The organism is Dyadobacter sp. CY327 (genome assembly GCF_021390415.1).
Classification (GTDB): Bacteria; Bacteroidota; Bacteroidia; order Cytophagales; family Spirosomataceae; genus Dyadobacter; species Dyadobacter chenhuakuii.
On the sequence record NZ_JAJUXJ010000008.1, the window covers coordinates 324288 to 349107 of the forward strand.

Below are 24820 nucleotides of genomic sequence, written 5' to 3' on the forward strand. Positions count from 1 at the left end.
CACTCATTTGTCTTTATTACATTTGCGGCTTATTCGAGAAAAGCTCAATTTAAAAAAATATGTTACAAAGAATTCAGACCGTTTTTCTAACCCTTACCGTAATCGGAATGGGTATATTTCTTGCGTTTCCAATCTGGTCAAAAGTTTCGATAGCTGGTGAGGAAAGAGCGGATTTGACTGCGATCAAACTGACACACCAAATCAGCGCCGTGCAGTCTAACATTACGCCCGTTTATTACCTCATCATTCTGGCTATTCTAGTTGCCGGAGTCGCAGCTTATGCCATACTGCAATATAAAAACAGGGTTTTACAATCCGCCCTTTGCGCAGTAAACTCCATTTTGATGACCGTCATCATGGGGTTGATAATCTATTTCACCTTTTACAAAACCGCAAAGCTCTTCGATCCAACCCTTCCTGGAAACTACGAAATAGGGTTTTATGGGCTGGTAGGATCCATGCTGGCGAATGTTTTCGCGAATCGTTTTATTAGAAAGGACGAGCGGGAAGTGCAGCAGTCGAAGCGGTTTAGGTAATGTACCCCCCTGTCAGCCTGAGCGGAGACGAAGGCGCGTTACCAAGCCAATAGCGCGCCTTCGTCTCCGCTCAGGCTGACAGGGCATTTAGCGAGCCTACACCAACCCCTCCCGCAACAGATCATGCAGATGCACGAAGCCTAAAATTGCGTCGTCCTCCACAACCACGACCTGCGTGATGCTGCGGGTTTGCATGAGTTCCAGCGCCTTCACTGCGTATTCATCAGGAGAAACTGAAATGGGCGACTTGCTCATGATATCCCGCGCTTTCAGGTGTAAAATGTTACCGCCGTCATGTTGCTCCAACATTCGGCGCAGATCTCCATCTGTGATAATCCCGGCCATTTTGCCATCTGCGTTGTTGACAGCCGTTGCCCCAAGTCTTTTGGAAGTCATTTCCAGTATAATTTCCTGCAAGCCAGCATTTTCCGAAACCATTGGCAGTGCGTTATGCGGATAGATGTCACAGATTTTCAGGTACAGCCTTTTACCCAATGCACCGCCCGGATGAAATTTGGCGAAGTCATCGTGTGTAAAACCCCTGGCTTCCAGTAAGCAAATCGCTAATGCATCGCCCAAAGCCATTGTAACCGAAGTGCTGGTTGTAGGCGCAAGATTCAGGGGATCAGCCTCTTCGGGGGCGTAGGCGTGCAGGATGTGATCCGCGTTTTTGGCCAGGTAGGAATCCTTGTTGCTTACCATGGCGATCATGGTTACGCCGGTGCGTTTTAAAAGGGGGATAAGCACCTTGATTTCAGCAGTGTCGCCACTCCGGGAGATGACGATGACCACATCATTGTCCTGGATCATTCCCAGGTCACCATGAATGGCGTCCGCCGCGTGCATGAAGAGTGCGGGCGTTCCGGTGGAGTTTAAAGTAGCAACTATTTTTTGCCCCACAATGGCGCTTTTGCCTACTCCTGACACAACCACGCGACCTCCGCAGTTGATAATGGCATATACGCAGTTTTCAAATTTTTCATCAATCAATCCGATCAGATTATGCAATGCTTCCGCCTCTTGCCGTAATACTTCTTTTGCTATTGACTGAATATTTTTTATTAATTTCAAATCTGAAACACAGTTTTATTGGGAACCAATGGGATTTTTAATTTCAAAAGCAAAGATATAGAAGTTTGGGATAACCATTTTGTTAACAGAGTATGGTAAATAATGTTGATGCCGTCGTTTTAGACACGTTAAAAGAAAGACTAAAAGAAATTTTTGGGTACAGTCAATTCCGGGGTGAGCAAGAAGTTATCATTCAAAACATCCTGCTTGGTAAGAATACTTTTGTAATCATGCCAACCGGAGCTGGAAAATCGCTTTGCTATCAATTGCCTGCTCTTGTCAGCGATGGTCTTACCATCGTTATATCGCCGCTTATTGCACTAATGAAGAACCAGGTCGACCAGTTGACTGCTTTTGGCGTTAATGCACAGTTTCTCAACTCTACGCTTACCAAATCTGAAATTACGCGGGTAAAAAGTGATGCATTGGATGGAAGCCTTAAACTGCTATACATTGCTCCTGAGTCACTTACGAAAGAAGATAACCTGGATTTCCTTAAAAAAGTAAAGATATCATTTGTTGCCATCGATGAGGCACATTGTATTTCGGAATGGGGACACGATTTCCGGCCTGAATACCGCCGCATTTACGGGATTATTGAAAACATTGGCAACCTTCCCATTATTGCGCTTACGGCCACTGCAACTCCAAAAGTGCAGCAGGACATTCGTAAAAATCTCCAAATGGAGGAGGCGGAAACATTCAAATCTTCATTTAACCGGAAAAATCTTTACTACGAAATCCGTCCGAAAAAGGATGTTAAAAAACAGCTGATCCGCTACGTCCGCAACAATAAAGGCAAATCAGGAATCGTGTATTGCCTGAGCAGAAAGACGGTGGAGGAAGTGGCTGAACTGCTTCGCGTTAACGACGTTCGTGCATTACCGTATCATGCCGGATTGGACAGCAACACGCGCATGGCCAACCAGGATGCGTTTCTGAATGAAGAGGCGGACGTGATCGTGGCAACCATCGCATTCGGAATGGGAATTGACAAGCCGGATGTTCGTTTTGTGATACATTATGACGTTCCCAAGTCACTGGAAGGTTATTACCAGGAAACCGGCCGCGCAGGACGCGATGGCCTGGAAGGAAATTGCCTGATGTTTTACAGCTATGAAGACATTCAAAAGCTTGAAAAATTCAATAAGGATAAAACCGTCACAGAAAGGGATAATGCACGCCATTTGCTGAACGAAATGGTGGCATATTCCACCTTGGGCGTTTGCCGCAGAAGGCAGCTTCTGAGCTATTTTGGTGAATATCTTGAAAAAGATTGCGGATTCTGTGATAACTGCATCAAGTCAACGGAGAAGACAAAGGTTCAGGACGGTGTAATTCTCGTTCTGAGAGCCGTTCAGCTGACTGAGCAGCGGTTCGACTGCGAGCACATTGCGGACGTCCTGACGGCTACTGAAAACCAATATGTTAAAAGCTACGAGCACGATCAGCTTGATGTGTATGGCAAAGGGTTAGAAATCAGCGAATCGAGAGAATACTGGATCTCGACCATTCGTCAGCTTGTAATTTTTAATTATCTCGAAAAAGACGTTGAAAATTACGGGGTGATCAAACTGGGTGAAAAAGGTGCAAATTACCTGAACGATCCCTATCCGGTTACGCTTCATAAAGACCATAATTTCGATGAAGAGGAAATAAAACCGGAGGATGATGACAAGGATGCGGCTGCCGGAGGCGGAAGTGCGCATGCCTATGATGAAGCACTTCTGGGAATGCTGAAAGCGCTCCGGAAAAAGGTTGCTAAGGAGAAAAATCTGCCTCCTTACGTTATTTTCCAGGATCCGTCGCTGGAAGAAATGGCAACGACTTATCCGACTACCCAGCAGGAAATGGCGCAGATCAATGGCGTCGGGATGGGTAAGGTGCAAAAATTCGGCCGTCAGTTCCTGGACCTGATCACCCGGTATGTTGAAGAAAATGAGATTGAGACTGCGAAAGATGTCGTTATTAAGTCGACTGTCAATAAATCTAAAATCAAAATATTCATCATCCAGCAAGTCGACCGCAAGGTAAGCCTGGATGAAATCGCAGAAGTTAAAGACCTGGCCCTCGCAGATGTTATCGAAGAAGTTGAACATATCTGCTACTCCGGAACAAAGCTGAATCTTGATTACTATATCAATCAGGTGATTGACCGGGAAAGACAGCAGGATATATATGACTATTTCATGACTGCTGAAACGGACAATATAGCCGCGGCATTGGGCGAATTTGCCAATGACGAGATCAGCGAAGAGGAATTACGGCTTATGCGAATCAAGTTTTTGTCAGAACTGGCGAATTAACGGGCTGGAAGAACTTGTTGTCAGTGTTTTAGTGAAACAATTAACCATTTATGAATATACTAATATTGGGATCAGGCGGAAGAGAACATGCCTTTGCCTGGAAAATAGCCCAAAGCCCTCTTTGTGACAGTTTATATGTAGCACCCGGCAACGCGGGAACTGCGGGTGTTGCAACCAACCTCTCTATATCTTATAATGATTTTGATGCCATCGCCAATGCGGTGTTGGAAAACAATGTTGAACTGGTGATCGTAGGTCCGGAAGAACCATTGGTCAACGGCATTGTCGATTATTTTGAATCCAGGGCAGATCTTTCAAAAATAAAAATTATAGGCCCGAATAAAGCGGGTGCGCAGTTGGAGGGAAGCAAGGATTTCTCCAAACAATTCATGCAGAAATACGGCATTCCAACGGCTTCTTCCGCAACATTCACCGTTGATACATTGGAACAAGGCCTGGAATATCTCGAAGCCCATCCACTTCCGATTGTTTTGAAAGCCGACGGACTTGCTGCCGGCAAAGGCGTTATCATCGCAGAAAAGCATTCAGAAGCGGAAACGGCATTCAGGGAAATGCTTCTGGACCGTAAATTCGGCGATGCGGGTAACAAGGTTGTGATAGAACAATTTTTGAAAGGGATAGAATTATCCGTATTTGTCCTTTCAGATGGAGAGCATTATAAAATATTGCCGGAAGCGAAGGATTACAAACGCATCGGCGAAAACGATACAGGTCTTAATACAGGCGGAATGGGCGCTGTATCGCCAGTTGCTTTTGCAGATGCGAATTTTTTGAAAAAAGTAGATGAAAAAGTCGTTAAACCTACATTGCATGGTTTGAAAAGTGAAGGCATTAAATACGTTGGCTTCATTTTTATCGGCTTAATGAACATAAAAGGGGAGCCTTTTGTGATCGAATACAATGTGAGAATGGGTGATCCGGAAACGGAGGTTGTGATCCCACGGATCCAGTCGGATTTTGCTATGCTCATGGCCTCAACGGCGAAAGGGACTTTGAACGATTTTGAATTACAAATCTCCCCGCAGGTGGCCGTGACGACCGTGGTTGTGTCAGGAGGTTATCCAGGAGATTATGAAAAAGGAAAGGTGATTTCCGGCAGCCAAAAAGTAGAAGATGTGATTTTATACCACGCGGGCACTACTTTCAATGGAAACACCGAAGTTGTGACAAATGGAGGAAGGGTGATGGCGCTTACGGGCCTTGCCAATTCTCTCGAAAATGCGGTTCACAAATCGCAGCGTGCGGCCCAGGCTGTGCAGTTTGAGGGCAAATATTTCCGTCATGACATCGGTGTGGATTTAATACGTTATAACGATTGATGATATGAGTAACTATGGGATGTGGATCATGTTCATCCGGCGGATGCGGTTCTAATGGATCGGCAGTCTCAGGATGTGGAAGTAATGGAACCTGTGGAACAGGTGGTTGCAATAAAATGAACGTTTTTGACTGGCTTCGTCACATGGATGTGCCTGTCAGCCAGCGTTTTGATGTTGTAGAAGTTAAATTCAAAGGAGGAAGAAAAGAGTATTTCAGAAATATAAATCAGCTGGAATTCATCACGGGCGACTATGTGGTCTGTGAAATGGCTTCCGGACAGCATATCGGGACGGTTTCTTTGCAGGGCGAGCTGGTGAGGCTTCAAATGAAGCGCAAAAACGTGGTCATCAATGATGATATGCACGTTATTTACCGCGTTGCCACTGAAAAAGACCTCGATAAGCATACACAGGCCATGGCTCGTGAAATGCCTACGCTGTATCGGACGCGCGAAATCATCCGCGAGATGAAGCTTAATATGAAGCTCTCGGATGTAGAATTTCAATCGGATAACACCAAGACTACATTCTATTATTCTTCCGAAGAACGTGTCGATTTCCGTGAGCTGATCAAATCTTTGGCTTCGGAATTCAAGGTAAGAATTGAAATGCGGCAGATCAGTCTGCGCCAGGAAGCGAGCCGTTTGGGCGGTTTGGGCTCTTGCGGGCGCGAATTGTGCTGCTCGACCTGGCTTACGGATTTTAAAAATATATCAACAGCCGCAGCGCGTTATCAAAATCTGTCATTGAATCCTGCAAAATTATCAGGACAATGCGGCCGCTTGAAATGCTGCCTGAATTACGAGCTGGAAACCTACATTGATGCTTTGCGGGACATTCCGACAGTGGATGTGCCTTTAAAGACCAAAAAAGGAGTTGCTGTCTTGCAAAAGACCGATATTTTCAAGAAGATCATGTGGTTTGGCTTCGATAAAGACACAAACTGGTATCCGGTGGCGATCAGTAAAGTGCTGGAAATCATGGAGCTGAACAAAAAGGATATCATTCCGGAATCACTGGAAATCCTGACGCCACAGGTTGAAAGAACTGCGGTGGACCGGGCGCCTGGAAAGATTAACAGTGATCTTGAAAACCTGGATAAAAAGTACAGCGAGGAGCAAAAGAAGAAGAAAAAGAAAAAAAGTCGGTCGGGCAAGAATAAGAACAATGCCAACAAACCGCAGGCTTCTTCTCCACAGAAAACCGATTAAATCCGGCAGATTAATAACTGAAAGGAAGTCAGGACTTGTAAGAGTTTGACTTCCTTTTTTTACAAAACGGCCTATGCGAGCACATATTGAGAAACTCTACGAGATCTCGGGCAAAAAGTCCCGCAGGATCATTGGGTTAATGTCCGGAACTTCACTGGATGGGCTGGATGTGGCTGTTTGTAACATTGAAGGAAGCGGAACAGAAACGGAACTGGAACTGGAATTTTTCACAACCGTACCTTACACCGAGGAATTTCGCAATGAAATCCTGCAAATTTTCGCAAAAAGACAGATCGATTTTCAGCAGCTTTGTCTCCTGAACCCGTTCATAGGCACGATGCACGCCAAGATGATCCTGGATTGCCTTAATAGCTGGGACCTTGACATTGAGCACATTGACCTGATCGCCAGTCACGGCCAGACGGTTTTTCACGCTCCCAAAAAACAGCATAAGCTTCCCGGTTTCCCGAATGCCACATTGCAGATCGGCGACGGTGACCACATTGCAGCGAAGACGGGCGTGATTACATTAAGTGATTTTCGCCAAAAACACATTGCCGCAGGCGGCGAAGGAGCGCCTCTGGCTGTATATGGGGATCATTTTCTTTTTTCCAAAGAAGGTGAAAACCGCATTCTGCTCAATATGGGCGGCATTGCCAACTTTACATTCCTGCCGGGTTCATTAGACACAACCAAAATATTCACGACCGATACGGGTCCCGGAAACACACTTCTGGACGCCTATACCAAGCGATTTTACCACAAACCATACGATGAAAACGGCACCATTGCAGCGAGCGGCAAAGTAAATGAAACATTGCTGGCAGCATTAAAGTCCTATCCATTTTTCAAAGCGCCTTTCCCCAAAACAACCGGCCCCGAAGTTTTCAATTTCGATTACGTAGAATCCGCCATTCAGCAATCCAAACTGATCTCTGTGTCCCGACAGGACATTATCGCAACATTGACGCAGCTTAGCGCAGAAACTATTTCTGACGCAATCCGAAGCGTAATGGAGGAGGATGAGACTTACACCATTTACGCAAGTGGCGGCGGCGCGCATAACCCGGTTTTAATGTCGGGGATTTCACACGCATTGAACCGTCCTGTGTTGAAAATTGATAAGCTGGGCATTTCTGGCGATGCTAAGGAGGCGGTTTTGTTCGCTGTTTTGGCAAATGAAGCGGTAGCCGGCCAACAAATGCATTTTGGGGAAAAAGAAGGGGTGCCTGGCGTGTCCATGGGGAAAATTTCGTTTCCAGGCTGATCAGCCGCTTTTTATTTTAGTAATTAAACAACCCATGTACGACATTACCATCATAGGCGGAGGCATTGTAGGGCTCGCCACAGCATTACGACTGAAAGAGCAGCGGCCGTCGCTTAAAATTCTTCTTCTCGAAAAAGAAAACGAAGTTGCCAAGCACCAAACCGGGCACAACAGCGGCGTAATCCACTCCGGGTTATATTACAAACCAGGCAGCCTCAAAGCCACCAACTGCATCCGGGGTTATCAAATGCTGATTGATTTTTGCGACCGGGAAGGCGTACATTATGACTTATGCGGCAAAATTGTGGTTGCAACGAGCGAAGACCAAAGGCCGTTGCTAAGGAATTTGTTTGAAAGGGGAAATCAGAATGGCTTGACTGAAAACAGGATGATCTCGCAAGGAGAAATCCGGGAAATCGAGCCGCATGTGGTTGGATTAGAAGGCATTTGGGTTCCATATACGGGCATTATCGATTACAAAGCAGTTTCGGAAAAGTATGCAGAATGTTTCCAAAAAATAGGCGGTGAGATCCGTTTTGGGGAAAAAGCAATTGATATTAAAGACCGGAACACCCATTCTGAGGTCGTTTCTGCAACGGGCAAAGTTTTTCAAACAAAACTGATCGTCAACTGCGCCGGGCTTTATTCTGATAAAGTTGCTCAATTAACACAACCTGAGGACATTAAGGTGCGGATCATCCCTTTCCGGGGTGAATATTATAAAATAAAACCAGAGAAGCAGCATTTGGTCAAAAACCTGATCTATCCTGTCCCAGATCCTAACTTCCCATTTCTGGGCGTCCATTTCACGCGCATGATCGAAGGTGGCGTTGAAGCGGGGCCTAATGCGGTTTTCGCGTTTCGTCGTGAAGGTTATAATAAGCTCGATGTCAATGTTCCGGAATTAATGGAATCTCTGGCCTGGCCGGGTTTCAGGAAAGTGGCGATGAAATATTGGAAAACAGGCATGGGTGAGTATTACCGTTCTTTTTCCAAAGCTGCATTTACCAAAGCATTGCAAGGGCTTATTCCGGAGATCCAGAGCAATGACCTTATTCCTGGCGGTGCAGGGGTTCGCGCGCAGGCTTGTGACTATGACGGCGGGCTGCTGGATGATTTCTCCATCATTGAAAACAAGAACGCGATTAATGTCTGCAATGCACCTTCTCCGGCTGCAACATCCTCCCTATCCATCGGGCAAACAGTTTCTGAACGCGTACTGGCAAGAATTTAACGTCTTTAAACGGTACAAAAAGACCCTGCTTCCAACGTGAAAGCAGGGTCTTTTTTATATAAAAAAATCAGATTACACTTAAATGTTACCTTCTCTACCTATTTTACTGTTTTTCTTTCCATAACCGAAATATACCGCAAGACCCAGTGCCAGCCAGACCGCAAGACGATACCAGCTTTCAACCGGAAGCGAATACATTAGGTAAAGGCATACGACAATACCCATAATCGGCACAAAAGGAACCAATGGAGTCTTGAATGAACGTTTCAGATCAGGTCTCTTCACACGCAGCATCCACACACCCACACATACGAGGCAGAATGCAAACAATGTTCCGATACTCACCATGTGGCCCAGGTCACTAACCGGCACCAGACCTGCGAAAATGCTTACAAAGCCCATAAAGAAAAGGTTTGTTTTCCAGGGCGTAGCGAATTTTGAATGTACGTCACTGAAAAATCTTGGCAAAAGTCCGTCTTTACTCATTGAATAGAACACGCGGCTTTGCCCCAATAACATAACCAGCATTACAGATGTGTAACCAGCCAGAATAGCAATGATCAAAGCCGTTTGTAGCGAATCGTAACCTGTTTTGGCAAAGGCTGTGGCGGCTGGTTTTGCATCATTTGCGAACTCCGTATACTTTACCAAACCCGTCATAACGTGCGCAAAAAGCACATAAAGGATCGTACAAACAACAAGCGATCCAAGAATCCCGATCGGCATTCCTTTTTGCGGATTCTTTGCTTCCTGCGCTGCTGTTGAAACGGCGTCAAAACCAATAAATGCGAAGAAAACGACCGCAGCACCGGTGGCAATCCCTGTCCAGCCGAAGTTTTCATAGTTTCCTGTGTTCTCAGGAATGTAAGGCACATAATTTTGTGGGTCAATGTGGCTCCATCCCAATGCGATGAAAATAAGCACAACTGCCACTTTTAATACAACAAGCATATTGTTCAAAAACGCAGAACCTTCTGTTCCTCTGATCAAAAGCAACGAAAGCATGCAGACAATGAATATGGCCGGCAAATTTACGATTCCGTTGTCTATGATGGTGCCGTCGCTCAATTTAACGACTTCAAAAGGAGAGCAAACGAGCTGTGTAGGAAGGTGAATGTCAAATTTGCTTAGAAATTCGAGCAGGTAACGTGACCAGCTGACCGAAACGGTGGCCGCTCCCAATGCGTATTCTAAAACAAGGTCCCAGCCGATGATCCAGGCAACAAATTCGCCCATAGTAGCATAGGAATAGGTATAAGCACTTCCGGCAATGGGTATCATCGATGCAAACTCTGCGTAGCAAAGTCCGGCAAATCCGCAACCCACGGCTGCAAGTATGAAAGAAATGGTAACTGCCGGTCCTGAATGTTCGGCAGCGGCAATTCCTGTTAATGAAAAGAGCCCGGCACCGATAATGGCACCAATGCCAAGGGCTACCAAACTGGTTGAACTAAGTGATCGCTTTAACTGGTTCGCTTCTCCGGTTGATTCTTGTAACAATTTTTCAATAGGCTTTTTTGCCCAGAGCTGATTTGCCATATAATGCGTTTGTTGTAGTTATATTAACATCTGTTAAAACTAAAAAGAAAATTTTCCATATGAGTATATAGACAAAATAAAAAGGGGAAAGTAATGAACTTAACCCCTTTTTATTCTAAAAAATCCTTATGCTTTAATCTTTTTGCCTCCCGCAGGCGCAACCGGCTCTGCAACCGTTAACGCTGGTTCTTTTCTTTTTTCGCGTTGCAGCAAGTCAACTACGATAGGCGCCGCTACGAACAGAGAAGAATATGTTCCGACGATTACACCAAGAAGCATACAGAATGTAAATCCACGAATTACTGCTCCTCCGAAGATCATCAACACAATAAGCACAAGGATTACCGAAATACCCGTTACGGCCGTACGGCTCAATGTACTGTTCAATGCATTGTTGATAACCGTAGGCAGGCTTTGGTTACGAGCTTTGTCGTCTTTCAGGTAATCCCGTATACGGTCATAAATTACAACCGTGTCATTCATAGAATAACCAATCATGGTCAGGATTGCACCAATGAACGCCTGGTCAATGTCAAGCGACCATGGTAACCAGCCGTTAAACAGCGAGAAAATTGCCAGGATAATGATCACGTCATGCGCAAGAGACACAACAGCGCCATAACTAAACGCAACCCTTTTGAAACGGATAAATATGTATACAAAGTTGGCAGCAAGTGCAAGCAATATTGCATACACAGCCGACCAGAGCGTATCATTGGCCATTGTAGGCCCTACTTTGTTGGAGCTTACGATCTTAGCTGGATTGTTCGGGATTTTCTTAACACCGGCCAGAATTTTTGCCTCCGCCTTTTGATCTGCGTCCGTTGACGTTTCTTCGATCAGATAAGCTGTTGTGATTTTCACCTGATCCTGTCCACCGAATGTTTTCACTTCCGTAGTTGAGCCCAGGTCTTCATCCATAATGCTTCTCAGCTTGTCCGCATCAACAGATTCCTGGAAACGAACAACATAAGAACGTCCGCCTTTGAAATCAATACCCAAACCAAATCCTTTGAAAATAAATGACCCTACACCAATCGCCATGATAATGGTTGAGATAATGTAGAAGCGGCGACGCTGGGAAACAAAATCGAAATCGTTGTCTTTGAACCAGTTTTTTGTCAAGCCGGAATAGAAATGGAAAGTTTTGCCGTTTTTGATCTGCTGTTCCAGGAACAACCGTGTAATAAATATGGCGCAGAACAGTGAAGTAAGCAAACCGAGAACCAATGTGGTCGCAAAACCAAGAACAAGCCCGGTTCCAAATGTATAAAGGATAATCCCGGTAAGGAGGGTTGTTACGTTGGAGTCAATGATGGCGGTAAGTGAATGTTTAAAACCATCCCGAACGGCCTGTGCGAAAGGTTTTCCTGCTTCCAGCTCAACCTTGATCCCTTCATAAATAAGCACGTTTGCATCCACGGCCATACCAATGGAGAGCACGATACCAGCAATACCGGAAAGTGTAAGAACTGCTCCCAGAGAAGCCATAACGCCCAATAGGAAGAACAAGTTGATCAGCAATGCAATATCAGCGATCCAGCCGGCGCGGCTGTAATAAGCCACCATGAACACCAAAACGATAAGCAAACCAACCGCAGAAGAAATAAGTCCGTCATTGATCGCCTCAGCACCCAGTGAAGAACCCACAACGGCTTCTTCTACAATGTGTGTCGGAGCTGGTAATTTACCCGCTTTCAAGACGTTAGACATATCTTTTGTCTCTTCCACTGTAAAGCTTCCCGTAATGCTTGAGTTACCATTAGGAATCTCGCCTTGAACAGTCGGAGCTGTGTAAACCAGGTTATCAATGATGATAGCAACCGGGCGGCCTACGCTGCGCGCGGTTAATGTTCTCCATTTACGTGCGCCTTCGCCATTCATACGCATGGTTACTTCCGGGCGGCCACGCTCATCGTAGTCGTGCGTTGCATCTACGATCACGTCACCTTCCATAGCAGCCTGGCCATTTGCTTTTTTGATAAAATACAATGGCAGGATCAGCTGGTTGTTAACGCCGTCGGTTCCTTTACGATCCCACATAAATACGAGGTCGGCCGGGAACAATGATTTCACTTCCGGACGGTTCAAAATCTCATTTGCACGGGCTGTGTCTTTCAGGAAAACACCTAGTCCTTGCGGCATTGGAACGAACAAGTTAGTCAATGCAGCACTTTGTGCAGCCATTGCAGAGGAATCGGTTGCAGTAGAATCAGCTGATTTCTGAGCCAACTGTGCAGCAAGACCGCCGTCTGTTTTCTTCGTGGTGTCTGTTGCAGCAGATGCAGCAGTGGCAGATTTGCCTGATGCTTTTTTAATTTCTTCCTGCTTAGCCAGATATTTTCCCAAACCGTCCAGGCCGGAAGCCAGTTCGTTGGTCAGGTAAACCTCAGAGAATTCAAGTTTGGCAGCGCCTGAAAGCAAGCGACGCACACGTTCAGGGTTATCAACGCCTGGAAGTTCAACCAAAATACGGTTCTGGCCTGGCAAACGCTGAATGTTCGGGTTTGTTACCCCGAACTTGTCAATACGGGCCTGTGTGATCTGGAAGGCACGGTCGATGGAATTATTGACCTCAGTATTCAGCATTTTGATCACATCGCCATCCGATGAGCTACTGCTGATCTTGCCTCTGTTTGAGCTGGTTGAGAAAAGGGCAGCCAGACTTGAATTCGGCGCTGCTTCTTTGTACGCGGCTGCAAAACGGTTAATGAATTGGCTATTGCTGGCTGATTTGTCTTCGGCTGCTTTTTTCAAAGCCGTCTGAAATGCAGCGCCACGTGCGTTTCCACCAGCCATTCCTTTCAAAATGTCGGCAGGAGCCACTTCCATCACCACGTGCATACCACCTTGAAGGTCAAGCCCAAGGTTCAGTTCACGCTCCATTACTTCCTGCAAAGTATGTCCGATATACACATCCTCGCGCCATAGCGAATCAATGTAGCGTTGTTTTTTTGACAGGTCCACCTCACCTTTCGCATCAGTCGCGTAAGCCACAGATTTGGCCTTAATGTTGCGTGACACGAATGTAAATGAGAGATAATAGACGCTAATCAGGGCGATCACGATGGTGAGCCCGATAATTCCGTTCTTATTAGTCATTATTATGTATTGGAAAAAATTGAAATGATATTCCTGAAATGTGAAGAAGATAGAACTGTAATGTTCATCTCAGTGAGCTGATAAAACACATTTAAACGACCGTTAAGCCCGTAAAGTGTTTTAAATCAATGTAAAAAAACAGATAAGCTAGCCACGAATGTCTGCCCTGAATGCAGCGTCAGGGAGCGTTGGTGACTATAAACCGACCGAAGATCCGGTGGAAATAGGAAAATAGAAATACGGATTCCTTAAGAACAACGGGAACAACCGATTCGCTGGCTACAAAATGCCAGATAGGTTGCGGTAAAAAGTAGAAGTAATGGGAAAAATCAAATGATAATGCAGGCGTAATAACCGCATCCAGGGATAATGCACTAATTTTTGCCTGGTTTTGCTCCGGCGATTGGGAAGATTGTTTTGCAAGATCCTTACCAATCTCTTTGGCGTGCGCAACGTGCTTCTGAACCGAATCCGATTGATCAGACCATGAACGCATTCCTGCAACCATCAACAGCATGATGGCCAGCATAAAGCTCATTGTCTGATTAATAACTCTTTGCGCTTTCAATTAGAATTCGGTTCTCTTATTAAACCGCAAATTTTAATCTAAAAAATTACAAACGCAAACTATTTTTTCCAAACAACCCGCTCCCGACCGACCGGCGCCTCATTATTTCACTCTGCCATATTTCTTCATGATTTCGAGAAGCTGCTCTTTGGGAAGTTCTTCAACTTTGTGTCCCTGGGTTCCTTCCATGGTCTGCGCCATTACGAGCGAATTGATAATGGCTTCTTCAGTAGATTCAATTACAGCCAGGAAGAGTGGGCTGATGGCATCATTATGAAGATAAGTTGCGCCATAAGTGCGTTCGGGCATTTCATGTAGCATGCGATTGGCGGTTGAAAATGCGATCACATAATCACCGCTGCCATTAGAAGCGATCCCGCCCGTTTGTGCCAGGCCCATAATTGCTCTTTTGGCAAGCCTTTTCAAATTCCTAGCGTCCAGCGGCGCGTCTGTGGCCACCACGATCATACAAGAGCCGTCGGAGGTTTTATCGAGCTGTTCTTTAAAGGCAAATTTTCCAAGCTCTTCTCCCACCGGGACACCATTAACTTTCAGGACACCGCCGAAATTCGTTTGAACCAAAACACCAACCGTGTAACCGCCAAGATTAGCAGGAAGCTTCCGGGATGCCGTTCCGATTCCACCTTTGAAATTAAAACAAACCGTCCCTGTCCCGGCCCCCACATTTCCTTCGGCAACCGGACCATTCTGCGCTTGCGCCAATGCATTGAGTACATGCTCCTTGCGCACGTGACGCCCCCGAATGTCGTTTAGAAAACCATCATTGGTTTCTCCTACAACCGGATTCAAGGACCTAACATTCTCATTTCCAGGCTGTCCCAACGTCCAGTCAATGATGGCGTCGGAGACTGTGGGAACACTTAATGTATTAGTAAGCAAAATCGGCGTTTCAATGGTGCCCAGTTCCTCTACTTGTGAATAACCTGTCAGCTTGCCGAAGCCGTTGCCGATATAGATTGCTGCCGGCACTTTTGCCTGAAAGATATTCCCATCATGTGGGATGATCGCCGTTACACCCGTACGCACATCTGCGCCCTCCCGCAATGTCACCTGCCCCACTTTTACACCCGCAACATCTGTAATTGCATTGAGCGCACCGGTTGGCAATACGCCGATCCGGATGCCCAGTTCCCTGGCTCTTTTCTGGGCAAGGATTGGCATTGAAAAAAGAAGGAGGAGGATCAGGATATTCCGTTTCATACTATTGTTTATAAAAATGAAATATAACAAAAATCCACTGGCAAAACGTGTTTACCAGTGGATCAGCAGTGTTTTAAAGAAATTAATCCTCGTCAGGACGCGCCTTTTCGGGATCAATAATTGTTTCTTTCCGGCTTACTGCGGAAGCGCCGAACAAACCAAGCGCCCTGGGCCCTTTTGGATCGGCATTCACAACATTGGATTTAATGTTCGAGATCGGGACAGCGAAAAGTCCTCCGTTTGCAGCCTGCTCGCGGATTTGTTTTAGGTATTCAAAGGTTTCGTTTGTGATGCTGTGCAATTCGACACCAACGGATGCCCCGGCCGAGTAAAGAGAGTCTGTTGTAATGGATTCGCGGATGGGAAGGATGAAAATCAGCCCGTCAGAAGGAGCACCCGATCCGAACGCAGCATCATAGGCAATGGAAATGGTCACTGCTTTCTCAACTTTCGGCTTTCCATTGATGAGCGGCTTTATCCAGTAAGTGTCTCCTTCGCCTACGAAGTCACGCGCGTAAAACTGAGCAACATATCCTTCTTTTGGCCCCTTATCAGGCTCGAATGGTAATTTTTCTTTACGATAAACGATGGAATCGACTTGTGGAACGCGTTTCAGTTCGCTGGATGCCGTGTAAGTGGCAGCCTCATTGACGATCTTCAAATTGTAAGTTCTTCCTACATGCCCAAGTGTGTCTGCATTGGTCTTTCCCCAAACATACTGACCATTTCCAGCCACATCTTCAAACTGATAGATCTTTCCCTTATCATCGGTAACCGTCACTGCCGCACCTAAAACAGGCTTTGCCGGACCATTATTGAAATAGCTGGCCGACCAGGAAAGTTTGATTGTCTGCGGGCCGGCCTCATTGGTGATCCAGCCGTCCACAACGAGCTGTTCCGGTCCCGTCTTTGTGTCAAGGTCTATTACATCCTCGCAGCCCGTGAGCACCAAGAACATGGCAAAAAACAATGACAGCAGCCCGTAGTGCCTGATATTTGAAATTTTATTGAATTGTCTCATGGCTATGATTTTCATCAATGTGATGGATTTGATCTCTTTTAAAACTTGAAATTATAAGTGATAGCAGGAATGAAATTGCCAATAACCGAATAGCGGACCGCTTCCGTTTTAAGCGGCGTATCTTCATTGGCGCGGGTGTAAACCGAGAACGGATTGCGACGGTTGTACACATTATATACGGAGAAGACAAATTCGCCTTGACCTGTTTTAAATAATTTCCTTTTTGTCTTTAATGTAGCTGCGAGATCCAGGCGGTGGTAAGCCGGAATGCGGTTGTTGTTTCTTGCACCATCATAATTATTGCCAATCGGCCAGCCTCCCCATTCGTAACGATTTGTAGGGAATGTTGCAGGTGTGCCCGATGTAATGGTAAAGTTGGCCGAAAGCGACAGCCTTTTGCTCATTTCATAAATTGCAACGGAAGTGAAGTTATGCGGTTTGTCAAATCGTGCAGGGAACCAGTCGTTATTGTTGATCGTCTCCACCATTCTTTCTGTCCGGGATAAGGTGTAGCTGATCCAGCCTGTAAGCTTGCCTTTGTTCTTTTTTAAGTAAAATTCGGCACCATATGCACGGCCTTTTCCGAAAAGCAGGTCGCCTGCTACGAACTCATTCAGCAGCAACTCTGAGCCAGGAACGTAATCGATCTGGTTATAAAGTTTTTTGTAATACACTTCAACCGATGCTTCATACATATTGTTATTGAAATTCTGGAACCAGCCTAATGCAACCTGATCCGCTTTTTCCGGCGCAATGTTGACGGAGCTCAGCGTCCAGACATCCAGCGGGGAACTTGCGGCTGTGTTCGACAGCAAATGCAGATATTGCGCAGTGCGGTTATAGCTGGCTTTGAGGGAAGCATTGGACGTCAACCCAATGTTCAGAGATGCCCGTGGCTCCCAGTTTCCGTAACTTTTGATCACGTCTCCCTTTTTATAGGTTTTGCCGGGAAACATGGGAAACTTGCGCTGTCCTTTATCCACTTCCAGATAATCATACTCCGTGCCCGGTCCTAAGCTTCTGAAATAAGAATAACGCACGCCATATTGAAGTGAAATCTTATCCCCTAACTTCTGCTCGTTACCTATATATAATGCAGATTCGTCGGCATAACGCGGATCTAAGCTAATGTCTGTGTTTTCACCTTCCGAAACGGCAATGGCTTTCCCCGGGCGTGTATCATAGTAAATATACTGTCCGCCGAATGTCAGCTGGTTGTTGGGCGTGATATAGAATGTAAAATCCGGCTTAATGCTTGTGCTGATGATCTTCGATTTCCAGTCAAACTTGTCTTTCGCGTCCGGCTTGTTCTGGTTCTGGCCCAGGTTGTAATCGTAGTTGCTGTAATAACCAGTCAGGTTCATGAACAATTTGTTGGAAAAAATGTGGTTCCAGCGAGCCGTAGCTGTTGCATTGCCCCATCCGAAACCAAAATCACCTCCACCGAAAACATCTTTCCCGAAATAACCCGACGCAAAGAATGTGTCCTTGTCACCTATTTGATAATTCACTTTGGCCGTCAGATCGTAGAAATAGAACTTGGAATCTTTCAGGTCTGAATTCAAAAATGGTTTTGCCAAAACATCAATGTAAGAACGGCGACCGGCTACAATGAATGAGCCTTTCCCTTTTGCAAAAGGCTGTTCGTAAGTCAATCTGGAAAAAATAGTCCCGATCCCGCCATTGATTTCCCGTTTTTTAGCATTACCCTCCTTCATTCTCACATCCAGAATGGAAGAAATACGGCCGCCATAAAGCGAAGGAATTCCGCCTTTGATCAACTTTACGTCCTTAACCGCATCGGGATTGAAAACCGAAAAGAAGCCGAACAAATGGGATGAGTTATAAACCGGCGCCTCGTCCAGCAGCACGAGGTTCTGGGAAATATCTCCGCCCCGGACATTAAACCCGGAAGCGCCTTCGCCTACAGAAGTTACCCCAGGCAATAACTGAATGCTGCGGATCAGATCCACCTCGCCTAATAATGCAGGCATTTTGCGGATCGTTTTCATTTCCACCTTATTGACAGACATTTCAATGCTCTTCACATTCTCGTCTTCCTTTTGTGTCGAGATTGTGACTTCTTGCAAATCGGTGCTTTCGTCAGACATTTCAATGCTGACCGTCTTGTCTGCATCCAAAGTGACCTGCTTTTCCGATTTCTGGTAACCTATATAGGTGAACACAAGCGTGTAATTTCCCTCGGGCAATGTCAGCGAATAAAACCCGTATGGATTGGTCACCACGCCAGTTTCGGCTTCCCGAACGTAGACAGAAACTCCGATAAGGCCTTCACCATTTGACTGGTCTTTAACATAACCGCTAACCGTGTGCCGGTTCTGCGCAAACGCGCTGACACAAAAAAAGAGCGAGAAAATGAATGGAACGAGTAATTTGTTTTTCATGGGCTTTAATTTCATTATTGAACTTTTCCTATTCTGATGACAACCTTAAAGACGTATACCCTCTTTAAATTTTTTAAAAGTTTTTCTGAACCTAATTCCAGGAGCCTACAAAGCACGTGTTAATCAACTTAATATGATAGAAAAAAGTGATGAACTCGTCTAAAAAGGGAATAAATGGCCAAAACCTGAAAATCAGAGACCTAACAAGAAATAGTATTTTTTCACGAAATTTTTGATACAACCCCGTTGTCTGTACACATTTGCAATAATTCGAGTGACGTTTTTTTCAGAAGCGGGTTTATATAGTCAGGTGCAATTTCGACCAGTGGGATCAGGTTGAAGAGGCGGTCTTGAAGGCGGGGATGGGGTAATGTGAGGCGGGCGCTGTTGAGCAGCAATGCATTGTAATACAGCAGGTCAATGTCAATCACACGGGCTCCCCAGCGCTCGTAACGAACGCGGCCAAGCTCGTGCTCAATGTCGAGGATGATCCTCAAAACTTCCTCGGGAGCCAAGGCGGTTTCCACGCGGATCACCTGGTTCAGGAAAGCGGGCTGATCGGCCAGGCCCCAGGGTTCTGTTTCATAAACCGAAGACTCGCTGGATATTATGCCGACCCGGTTTGCGATTTGTTCCCTCGCCAATGCAAGCACCGCCTGCCTGTCGCCCAGATTTGAGCCTAGCGAAAGAAAAATGCTGTTAGCGGAAGCCATGCCTGCGATCGTTATCAGGGGTGTGCACGATGCATGAAAAAAGGACTTCCCGGATAGGAGAAGTCCTTTTTAAAACTCGTAAATATTTTTAGAACGTAAGCGTTCCTTTATCGTATGCTTTTTGAATCGTTGCTTCGATACCATTCTTGTTGATAGTACGAAGTGCAGATGTTGCTACTTTCAACGTAACCCATTCTCCTGTCGAAGGAAGGAAGAAACGTTTCTTTTGCAAATTCGGGAAGAATTTACGCTTTGTTTTATTGTTAGCGTGAGAAACGTTATTTCCAACGCGAGTTCTTTTACCTGTAATTTGACAAACCTTAGCCATAACCTTACTTTTTTTCCAAATGAGGGTGCAAAGATGCGCAATTATTTTTTCGTGAACAAACTCTGATAAAAGAAATTTTCAAAAAATACCGCATTACCACCTCATCCTGAACCCTACGCCATGAATATTATCGATTTTAATGTCGGGATCCGCCGATAAATATTTCCTTAGCCTTGAAATAAACACATCCAGGCTCCGGCCCATAAAATAATCGTCATCACCCCAAATTGCTTTCAGCAGCTCATCCCTGCGAATGACCTGATCGGGTCTTTCGGCGAGATATTTCAGCACTTCTGCTTCCCGGAAGGTCAGGTTCTGGCTGCTTCCGTTGATAGCCAATGTCAGTTTTTGAAAGTCAAATGTGTATTTACCGACCTTGCTTGAATCTGCTTTGGTTGCCAGGGGCTGCTCCGATTTGCTGCGTCTGAGGAAAACGTCAATGCGCAATTTGAGCTCTTCAATGCTGAATGGCTTGGTGATATAATCATCCGCGCCGAGTTTGAGGCCTTTGATCTTGTCTTCCTGCAAAGCCCGTGCTGTCAGGAACAGAATGGGCACCTGGCTGTCCGAATTCCTGATTTTCTCGGCCAATGTGAAGCCGTCCATTTTCGGCAGCATAATGTCGAGCACGCAGATATCGAAATGGTCTTTCCCGAAGTATTCCAATGCTTTCACACCGTCCGGCGCATGAACGACTTCATAATCATACTCTTCCAGATTATCCTTCGTCGCAAATGCCAGGTTCGGATCGTCTTCTACGTATAAAATTCGCTTTTTCATTTAGGCTTATTTCTGAGGAATTGATATTTTAAATGTGCTTCCCTTTCCCAGTTCGCTTTCCAGGTCCAATTTCCAGTTATGCGACCGGACGATCTGTTTTACGTAACTGAGGCCGATGCCAAACCCTTTCGCATTATGCACATCGCCATAAGGAACGCGGAAAAACTGGTTGAAAATTTTCTTGCGATATTCCGGTGCAATCCCGATGCCATGGTCCTGAACAGCTATAAACAGACATTTGCCCTTATTATAGGTTTCAATCCTTACGTCCGGAGTGTCATTGGAATATTTTAATGCATTGTCAATCAGGTTGTTGATCATACATCTGAAATGGAATGGGTCCGCTTCGATCAATGTGTTCTCAGCCTTGTTTAGAAAGGTTATTTTGTTTTCAAAAGGCAGCAAAACTGATTCGATAATGTCTTCCGCGCGCATTACTTCCTTTTGTAATGTCAAAGCATTCCGCTCGGCTTTGGCCATTGAAAGCACCATTTCAACCTGTCCCTGCAATCGCAAAATCTCGTCCTGCACAATCTGAACGTATCTCTGATGTCGTTTCGGCTGGTTTACAATGTTATCCGAGTTTAGAACATCCGCCGCAATGCGAATCGTCGAAATTGGCGTTTGCAGCTCATGCGTCATATTATTGACAAAATCCCGCTGCACTTCCGACAATTGTTTTTGTCTCAAAATCACAAAAAGCGCATAAGCAAAAAACGAGACCGCCACCAAAACCAGCACAGAAGACCAGATTGCGCCATTAATGGTGCCGGCAAAATAACTGTCCTGCTCAGGAAAACGAACGCCGAAATAATAGGGATATTTATCTGTTTTGATCCAATTCGAAGTCGGCGTGGGGATTTTATCATTGTTTTTGGTGCTCAGTGACATGCCATAGCGCATCCGGTTGGTCGTACAATCATAAATCCCGACTTCAAAATCGGTGATCAGGTTATTTTTTTGAAAACTGTCTTTGATAAAATTTTCGAGGAGTTCCGGCTGCGTGGTCGCGTTGGTGTTTACGAGAAAATATTGCGGCGACAGCTGCTCCACGGGGTTGACGCTTTGCATAACACCATTCACCTTCGCAAGCTTGGTCGCCACGTCCTGCAATGCGACGTGCGCATTTTGGTTAAATTCCCTGTGCCTGAGATCCAGTGCCTGCTTCACCCAATATATCTGCGTAATCACCACACCAATGATGAGCAGGGCAGAAAAAACGGTGAGTGACTGAATGGTTCGTCGTGACATGGCGCAGGATTAACGTTCGATGCTTTTTTTATTGTAGCAGATCAGGAATAATACTGCAAAAGTCCTTCCAGCGGCGAGCGCAGAATGCGTCCGGGTTCTAGTCCTTTTTTTTCCAAAACATTTTTCAAAATATCCTGATAGTAAAAGGCAATAGAACCGGTGAAATGGACCGGGACCATTGTTGCTTCGCTATGCTTGCAAATGTATTTTTCAGCAAAAAGCGTGAACGCGTTTTCGATCATATTCTGCAAGAATAAATGCTCCCTATGCGCTGCAATGAATGTCGAGAAAGATGCAAAATAGCGGTTAGGATAGGGTTTTTTGCAAGCATTATCTAAAACCGAGAGTCGGTTCAGGTCCGGAAATTGAGTTGTAAAATGCGTATGTAAATCATCCGGCAGCTCATTTTGCAGGAAATGAACAACCAATGTTTTTCCCAGAAAGGAACCACTTCCCTCATCGCCGAGCCAGAAACCCAGCGAACCAATGGAACGGATAATGTTGGTGCCATCATAATATGCATTGTTTGCACCCGTCCCTAAAATACACGCCAAACCCGGCTCATGCCCACACAAGCCACGCGCCGCGCCCAGCATATCCGACGCAACTTCAATGATGTCAGCAGATGAAACACATTTGCTTAATGCTTCAAAAACGGGCTTACTTGTCTTTTGATCGGCACAACCGGCTCCGAAAAAGTAGATTTTGTCAATCGTCCCTATCAGATTAGGAACGACTTCCCTTTCAAGAACCGGAATAATTTCCTCCGCAGTCTGATAAAATGGATTGATGCCTGCGGACTGAAACGAATGTTCGCCTTCCGGACCTTTTATGACCCAGTCGGTTTTCGTAGATCCGCTATCCGCTATTAAATAGGTTTGCTGCATGAATGTGTCTGGCGTTCAGCTGTAATGATAATGTTTTCTGGATGGGCTGGCTTTTCAGGATTGCAATTTTCCGATGGCATTGAAGCGCTTAAAAACCTTTTCCGAATGTGGCGCGTCGCCCAGTTCCTTGGTAAGATCCTGGCCTGCCCAATGCTCATAATGATGCCCGTTTCGCCAGAGTCGCGATGCGGTTACATCATAGATTATGCCTTTGTATGCGCACCAGATTTCCTCCTTATCCTGCCCGTTTCTGAGCGCAAGCTGCGCTTTTGTATATTCTTTCATTACTGCCGTTTAGCCCGCAATTTAGTGATTACGGATTTTCGGTTCGAAATTAAAAATGATCTTGGATGAATATTTTGATAATAAGACTAAAATGTAAGAACTTGGCGTTCTGTTTAGGAAATTCAAGAAAACGAAATATGAAAAAAAGTTACTCTTTAATTTGGTGTACAATACTGGCACTGACCCTGATTGCAACCGGATGTAAGAAAAAAGTGAAACCCGTATCAGAGCGTATTGCGAAAGCATGGACGGCTGAATCTGTGAAGCATGGGCCGACGGTTGTCTATACCAGAGGAGGCTCAACCAATGCGGTCCCGGCTTATTCGGCTTTCAGACTGACATTAAATGATGCATCCGGCACAAAAACGGTTTCCTATACGGAGTTCGACGGCAGCACATTCAGCGGAACCTGGGAACTGGATGGTGATTCCAAGCTGATCCTTAGAGAGTTAACGCCTCAGCCAACTGGAAGCGGCGGAACCGTTGAATTCACAATTACATCCCTGGACGACGCCAGATTGATCCTGACAAGATTGAAATCGAGCCCAAAAACAGGTGGAACGATCAACGAATACACTTTAAGCAATCCATAATCCTCTCCATTAGCATATTACAATGCTTTTGAGATAGTCTATAATATTACGAAGCCATTTCCCACAGGAAGTGGCTTCGCTTTTTTTAGCTAATTTTGCACCATGGAAACAAGAACTGAAATAAGCAGCCTGGGGGAATTCGGGCTTATAAAAAGAATAAACAGCGGAATAAAAACAACATTACCGGATACGATAAGGGGAATTGGCGACGATGCGGCGGTGATCGATACGGGAGAAGAATTCGGCTTGCTATCAACGGATATGCTGCTGGAAGGCGTGCATTTCGACCTTACCTTTTTCCCTTTGAAACATTTGGGTTACAAAGCCATCTCGGTAAATGTGTCGGACATTGCGGCGATGAACGGCATTCCGAGGCAAGTCACTGTGAATCTGGCATTAAGCAACCGGTTTTCATTGGAAGCGATTGATGAATTGTATGCCGGCATGAAAGCGGCTTGTGTGGATTTTAATGTGGACCTGGTTGGCGGCGACACTTCGTCTTCAAGATCGGGGCTTTTGATTTCCGTAAGCGTTTTTGGGAAGGTTAAAAAGGATAAAATTACTTACAGAAACACGGCAAAAGCCAATGATCTACTGTGTGTTACGGGCGATCTGGGCGGCGCTTACCTGGGTTTACAGCTGCTTGAAAGGGAAAAACAGGTTTTCCTTGCCAATCCTGATATGCAGCCGGAACTGGAAGGAAAAGATTACGTAATCCAGCGCCAGCTTCGGCCGGAGGCACGTATGGACGTCATATACGAACTTGCAGAAGCAGGCGTGCTGCCCACTTCCATGATCGATGTGTCGGATGGATTGGCTTCCGATCTGTTGCATTTGTGTGCCCAATCGGGCGTAGGCGCGGTGGTTTTTGAAGAAAGAATTCCAATTGACGAGCAAACTTACCTGGCTGCCTCAGAACTGAACATTGGCCCGATCACGGCGGCCATGAACGGCGGTGAGGATTATGAACTGCTTTTCACGGTTTCACAGGCATCTTATGATTTGATTAAAAACAATCCTAAAATCAGCTTTATAGGCTACATGACGGGAGATAAGGAAGAAATAGTGCTCCATACCAAAGGAGATAGCTGGGTGCCGATCACAGCGCAGGGTTGGAGCTGAAAAACGATTCGCATTCACTTAGAAAAGCATAGCCATTGGT

The 24820-nt window shown here is 45.6% G+C and carries 21 protein-coding genes; 8 read left to right on the forward strand and 13 right to left on the reverse strand.

Going from position 1 to position 24820, the window contains the following annotated elements:
• Positions 1-59: 59 nt before the first annotated feature.
• Entirely contained in the window at positions 60-536 is a 477-nt protein-coding gene (locus LZG74_RS24340) for a DUF4293 domain-containing protein (RefSeq protein WP_233799071.1), read from the forward strand.
• 96 nt (positions 537-632) lie between these two features.
• Here the strand turns inward: LZG74_RS24340 and LZG74_RS24345 are convergent, their stop codons facing one another.
• On the reverse strand, positions 633-1607 hold the full coding sequence (locus tag LZG74_RS24345; RefSeq protein ID WP_233799072.1) for an SIS domain-containing protein: 975 nt from the start codon (positions 1605-1607) through the stop codon (positions 633-635).
• A 92-nt stretch (positions 1608-1699) separates the two neighbouring features.
• On the opposite strand from LZG74_RS24345, the gene recQ reads away from it, so the two are divergent.
• The 5 genes from recQ (at position 1700) to lhgO (ending at position 8965) form a co-directional block, all read left to right on the forward strand.
• Positions 1700-3913: a DNA helicase RecQ gene (recQ, locus tag LZG74_RS24350; protein ID WP_233799073.1), complete on the forward strand. Its 2214-nt coding sequence runs from the start codon at positions 1700-1702 to the stop codon at positions 3911-3913.
• Between the two features lie 50 nt (positions 3914-3963).
• Positions 3964-5253, forward strand: a complete 1290-nt coding sequence (gene purD, locus LZG74_RS24355) for a phosphoribosylamine--glycine ligase (protein WP_233799074.1) — start codon at positions 3964-3966, stop codon at positions 5251-5253.
• Positions 5254-5369: 116 nt separating this feature from the next.
• The gene (locus tag LZG74_RS24360; RefSeq protein ID WP_233799075.1) at positions 5370-6464 is read left to right on the forward strand and encodes a regulatory iron-sulfur-containing complex subunit RicT; all 1095 of its coding nucleotides are present in this window, start codon (positions 5370-5372) and stop codon (positions 6462-6464) included.
• 73 nt (positions 6465-6537) lie between these two features.
• Positions 6538-7731 (forward strand): anhydro-N-acetylmuramic acid kinase, encoded by a 1194-nt coding sequence (locus LZG74_RS24365; RefSeq protein ID WP_233799076.1) that lies wholly within the window; start codon positions 6538-6540, stop codon positions 7729-7731.
• 34 nt (positions 7732-7765) lie between these two features.
• Positions 7766-8965 (forward strand): L-2-hydroxyglutarate oxidase, encoded by a 1200-nt coding sequence (gene lhgO / locus LZG74_RS24370; protein WP_233799077.1) that lies wholly within the window; start codon positions 7766-7768, stop codon positions 8963-8965.
• Positions 8966-9043: 78 nt separating this feature from the next.
• On the opposite strand, the gene LZG74_RS24375 is transcribed toward lhgO, so the two are convergent.
• From LZG74_RS24375 to LZG74_RS24430, 12 genes are all read right to left on the reverse strand, one after another.
• On the reverse strand, positions 9044-10504 hold the full coding sequence (locus LZG74_RS24375; protein WP_233799078.1) for an amino acid permease: 1461 nt from the start codon (positions 10502-10504) through the stop codon (positions 9044-9046).
• A gap of 126 nt (positions 10505-10630) precedes the next feature.
• Entirely contained in the window at positions 10631-13606 is a 2976-nt protein-coding gene (secDF, locus tag LZG74_RS24380; protein WP_233799079.1) for a protein translocase subunit SecDF, read from the reverse strand.
• A gap of 178 nt (positions 13607-13784) precedes the next feature.
• Positions 13785-14174, reverse strand: coding sequence for a hypothetical protein (locus LZG74_RS24385; protein WP_233799080.1), 390 nt, complete (start codon positions 14172-14174; stop codon positions 13785-13787).
• 102 nt (positions 14175-14276) lie between these two features.
• Complete coding sequence (locus LZG74_RS24390) at positions 14277-15395, reverse strand: P1 family peptidase (protein ID WP_233799081.1); 1119 nt, start codon at positions 15393-15395, stop codon at positions 14277-14279.
• An 82-nt stretch (positions 15396-15477) separates the two neighbouring features.
• A complete protein-coding gene (locus tag LZG74_RS24395; RefSeq protein WP_233799082.1) occupies positions 15478-16416 on the reverse strand; it encodes a DUF4249 domain-containing protein in 939 nt (312 codons plus the stop codon).
• A gap of 38 nt (positions 16417-16454) precedes the next feature.
• A complete protein-coding gene (locus LZG74_RS24400; protein WP_233799083.1) occupies positions 16455-18821 on the reverse strand; it encodes a TonB-dependent receptor in 2367 nt (788 codons plus the stop codon).
• Between the two features lie 221 nt (positions 18822-19042).
• Positions 19043-19534 (reverse strand): 2-amino-4-hydroxy-6-hydroxymethyldihydropteridine diphosphokinase, encoded by a 492-nt coding sequence (gene folK, locus LZG74_RS24405; protein ID WP_233799084.1) that lies wholly within the window; start codon positions 19532-19534, stop codon positions 19043-19045.
• A gap of 88 nt (positions 19535-19622) precedes the next feature.
• The gene (gene rpmB / locus LZG74_RS24410; protein WP_026632020.1) at positions 19623-19862 is read right to left on the reverse strand and encodes a 50S ribosomal protein L28; all 240 of its coding nucleotides are present in this window, start codon (positions 19860-19862) and stop codon (positions 19623-19625) included.
• A 93-nt stretch (positions 19863-19955) separates the two neighbouring features.
• Positions 19956-20642, reverse strand: a complete 687-nt coding sequence (locus LZG74_RS24415; RefSeq protein ID WP_233799085.1) for a response regulator transcription factor — start codon at positions 20640-20642, stop codon at positions 19956-19958.
• 6 nt (positions 20643-20648) lie between these two features.
• Positions 20649-21893, reverse strand: coding sequence for a sensor histidine kinase KdpD (locus LZG74_RS24420; RefSeq protein ID WP_026632018.1), 1245 nt, complete (start codon positions 21891-21893; stop codon positions 20649-20651).
• Positions 21894-21934: 41 nt separating this feature from the next.
• On the reverse strand, positions 21935-22780 hold the full coding sequence (locus LZG74_RS24425) for an N-acetylglucosamine kinase (RefSeq protein ID WP_233799086.1): 846 nt from the start codon (positions 22778-22780) through the stop codon (positions 21935-21937).
• A gap of 54 nt (positions 22781-22834) precedes the next feature.
• The gene (locus tag LZG74_RS24430) at positions 22835-23065 is read right to left on the reverse strand and encodes a cytochrome b5 domain-containing protein (protein WP_233799087.1); all 231 of its coding nucleotides are present in this window, start codon (positions 23063-23065) and stop codon (positions 22835-22837) included.
• A 137-nt stretch (positions 23066-23202) separates the two neighbouring features.
• Between LZG74_RS24430 and LZG74_RS24435 the strand changes: the two genes are divergently transcribed.
• A complete protein-coding gene (locus tag LZG74_RS24435; RefSeq protein WP_026632015.1) occupies positions 23203-23658 on the forward strand; it encodes a hypothetical protein in 456 nt (151 codons plus the stop codon).
• A gap of 102 nt (positions 23659-23760) precedes the next feature.
• Positions 23761-24780: a thiamine-phosphate kinase gene (gene thiL / locus LZG74_RS24440; RefSeq protein ID WP_233799088.1), complete on the forward strand. Its 1020-nt coding sequence runs from the start codon at positions 23761-23763 to the stop codon at positions 24778-24780.
• The last annotated feature ends 40 nt before the right edge of the window (positions 24781-24820 follow it).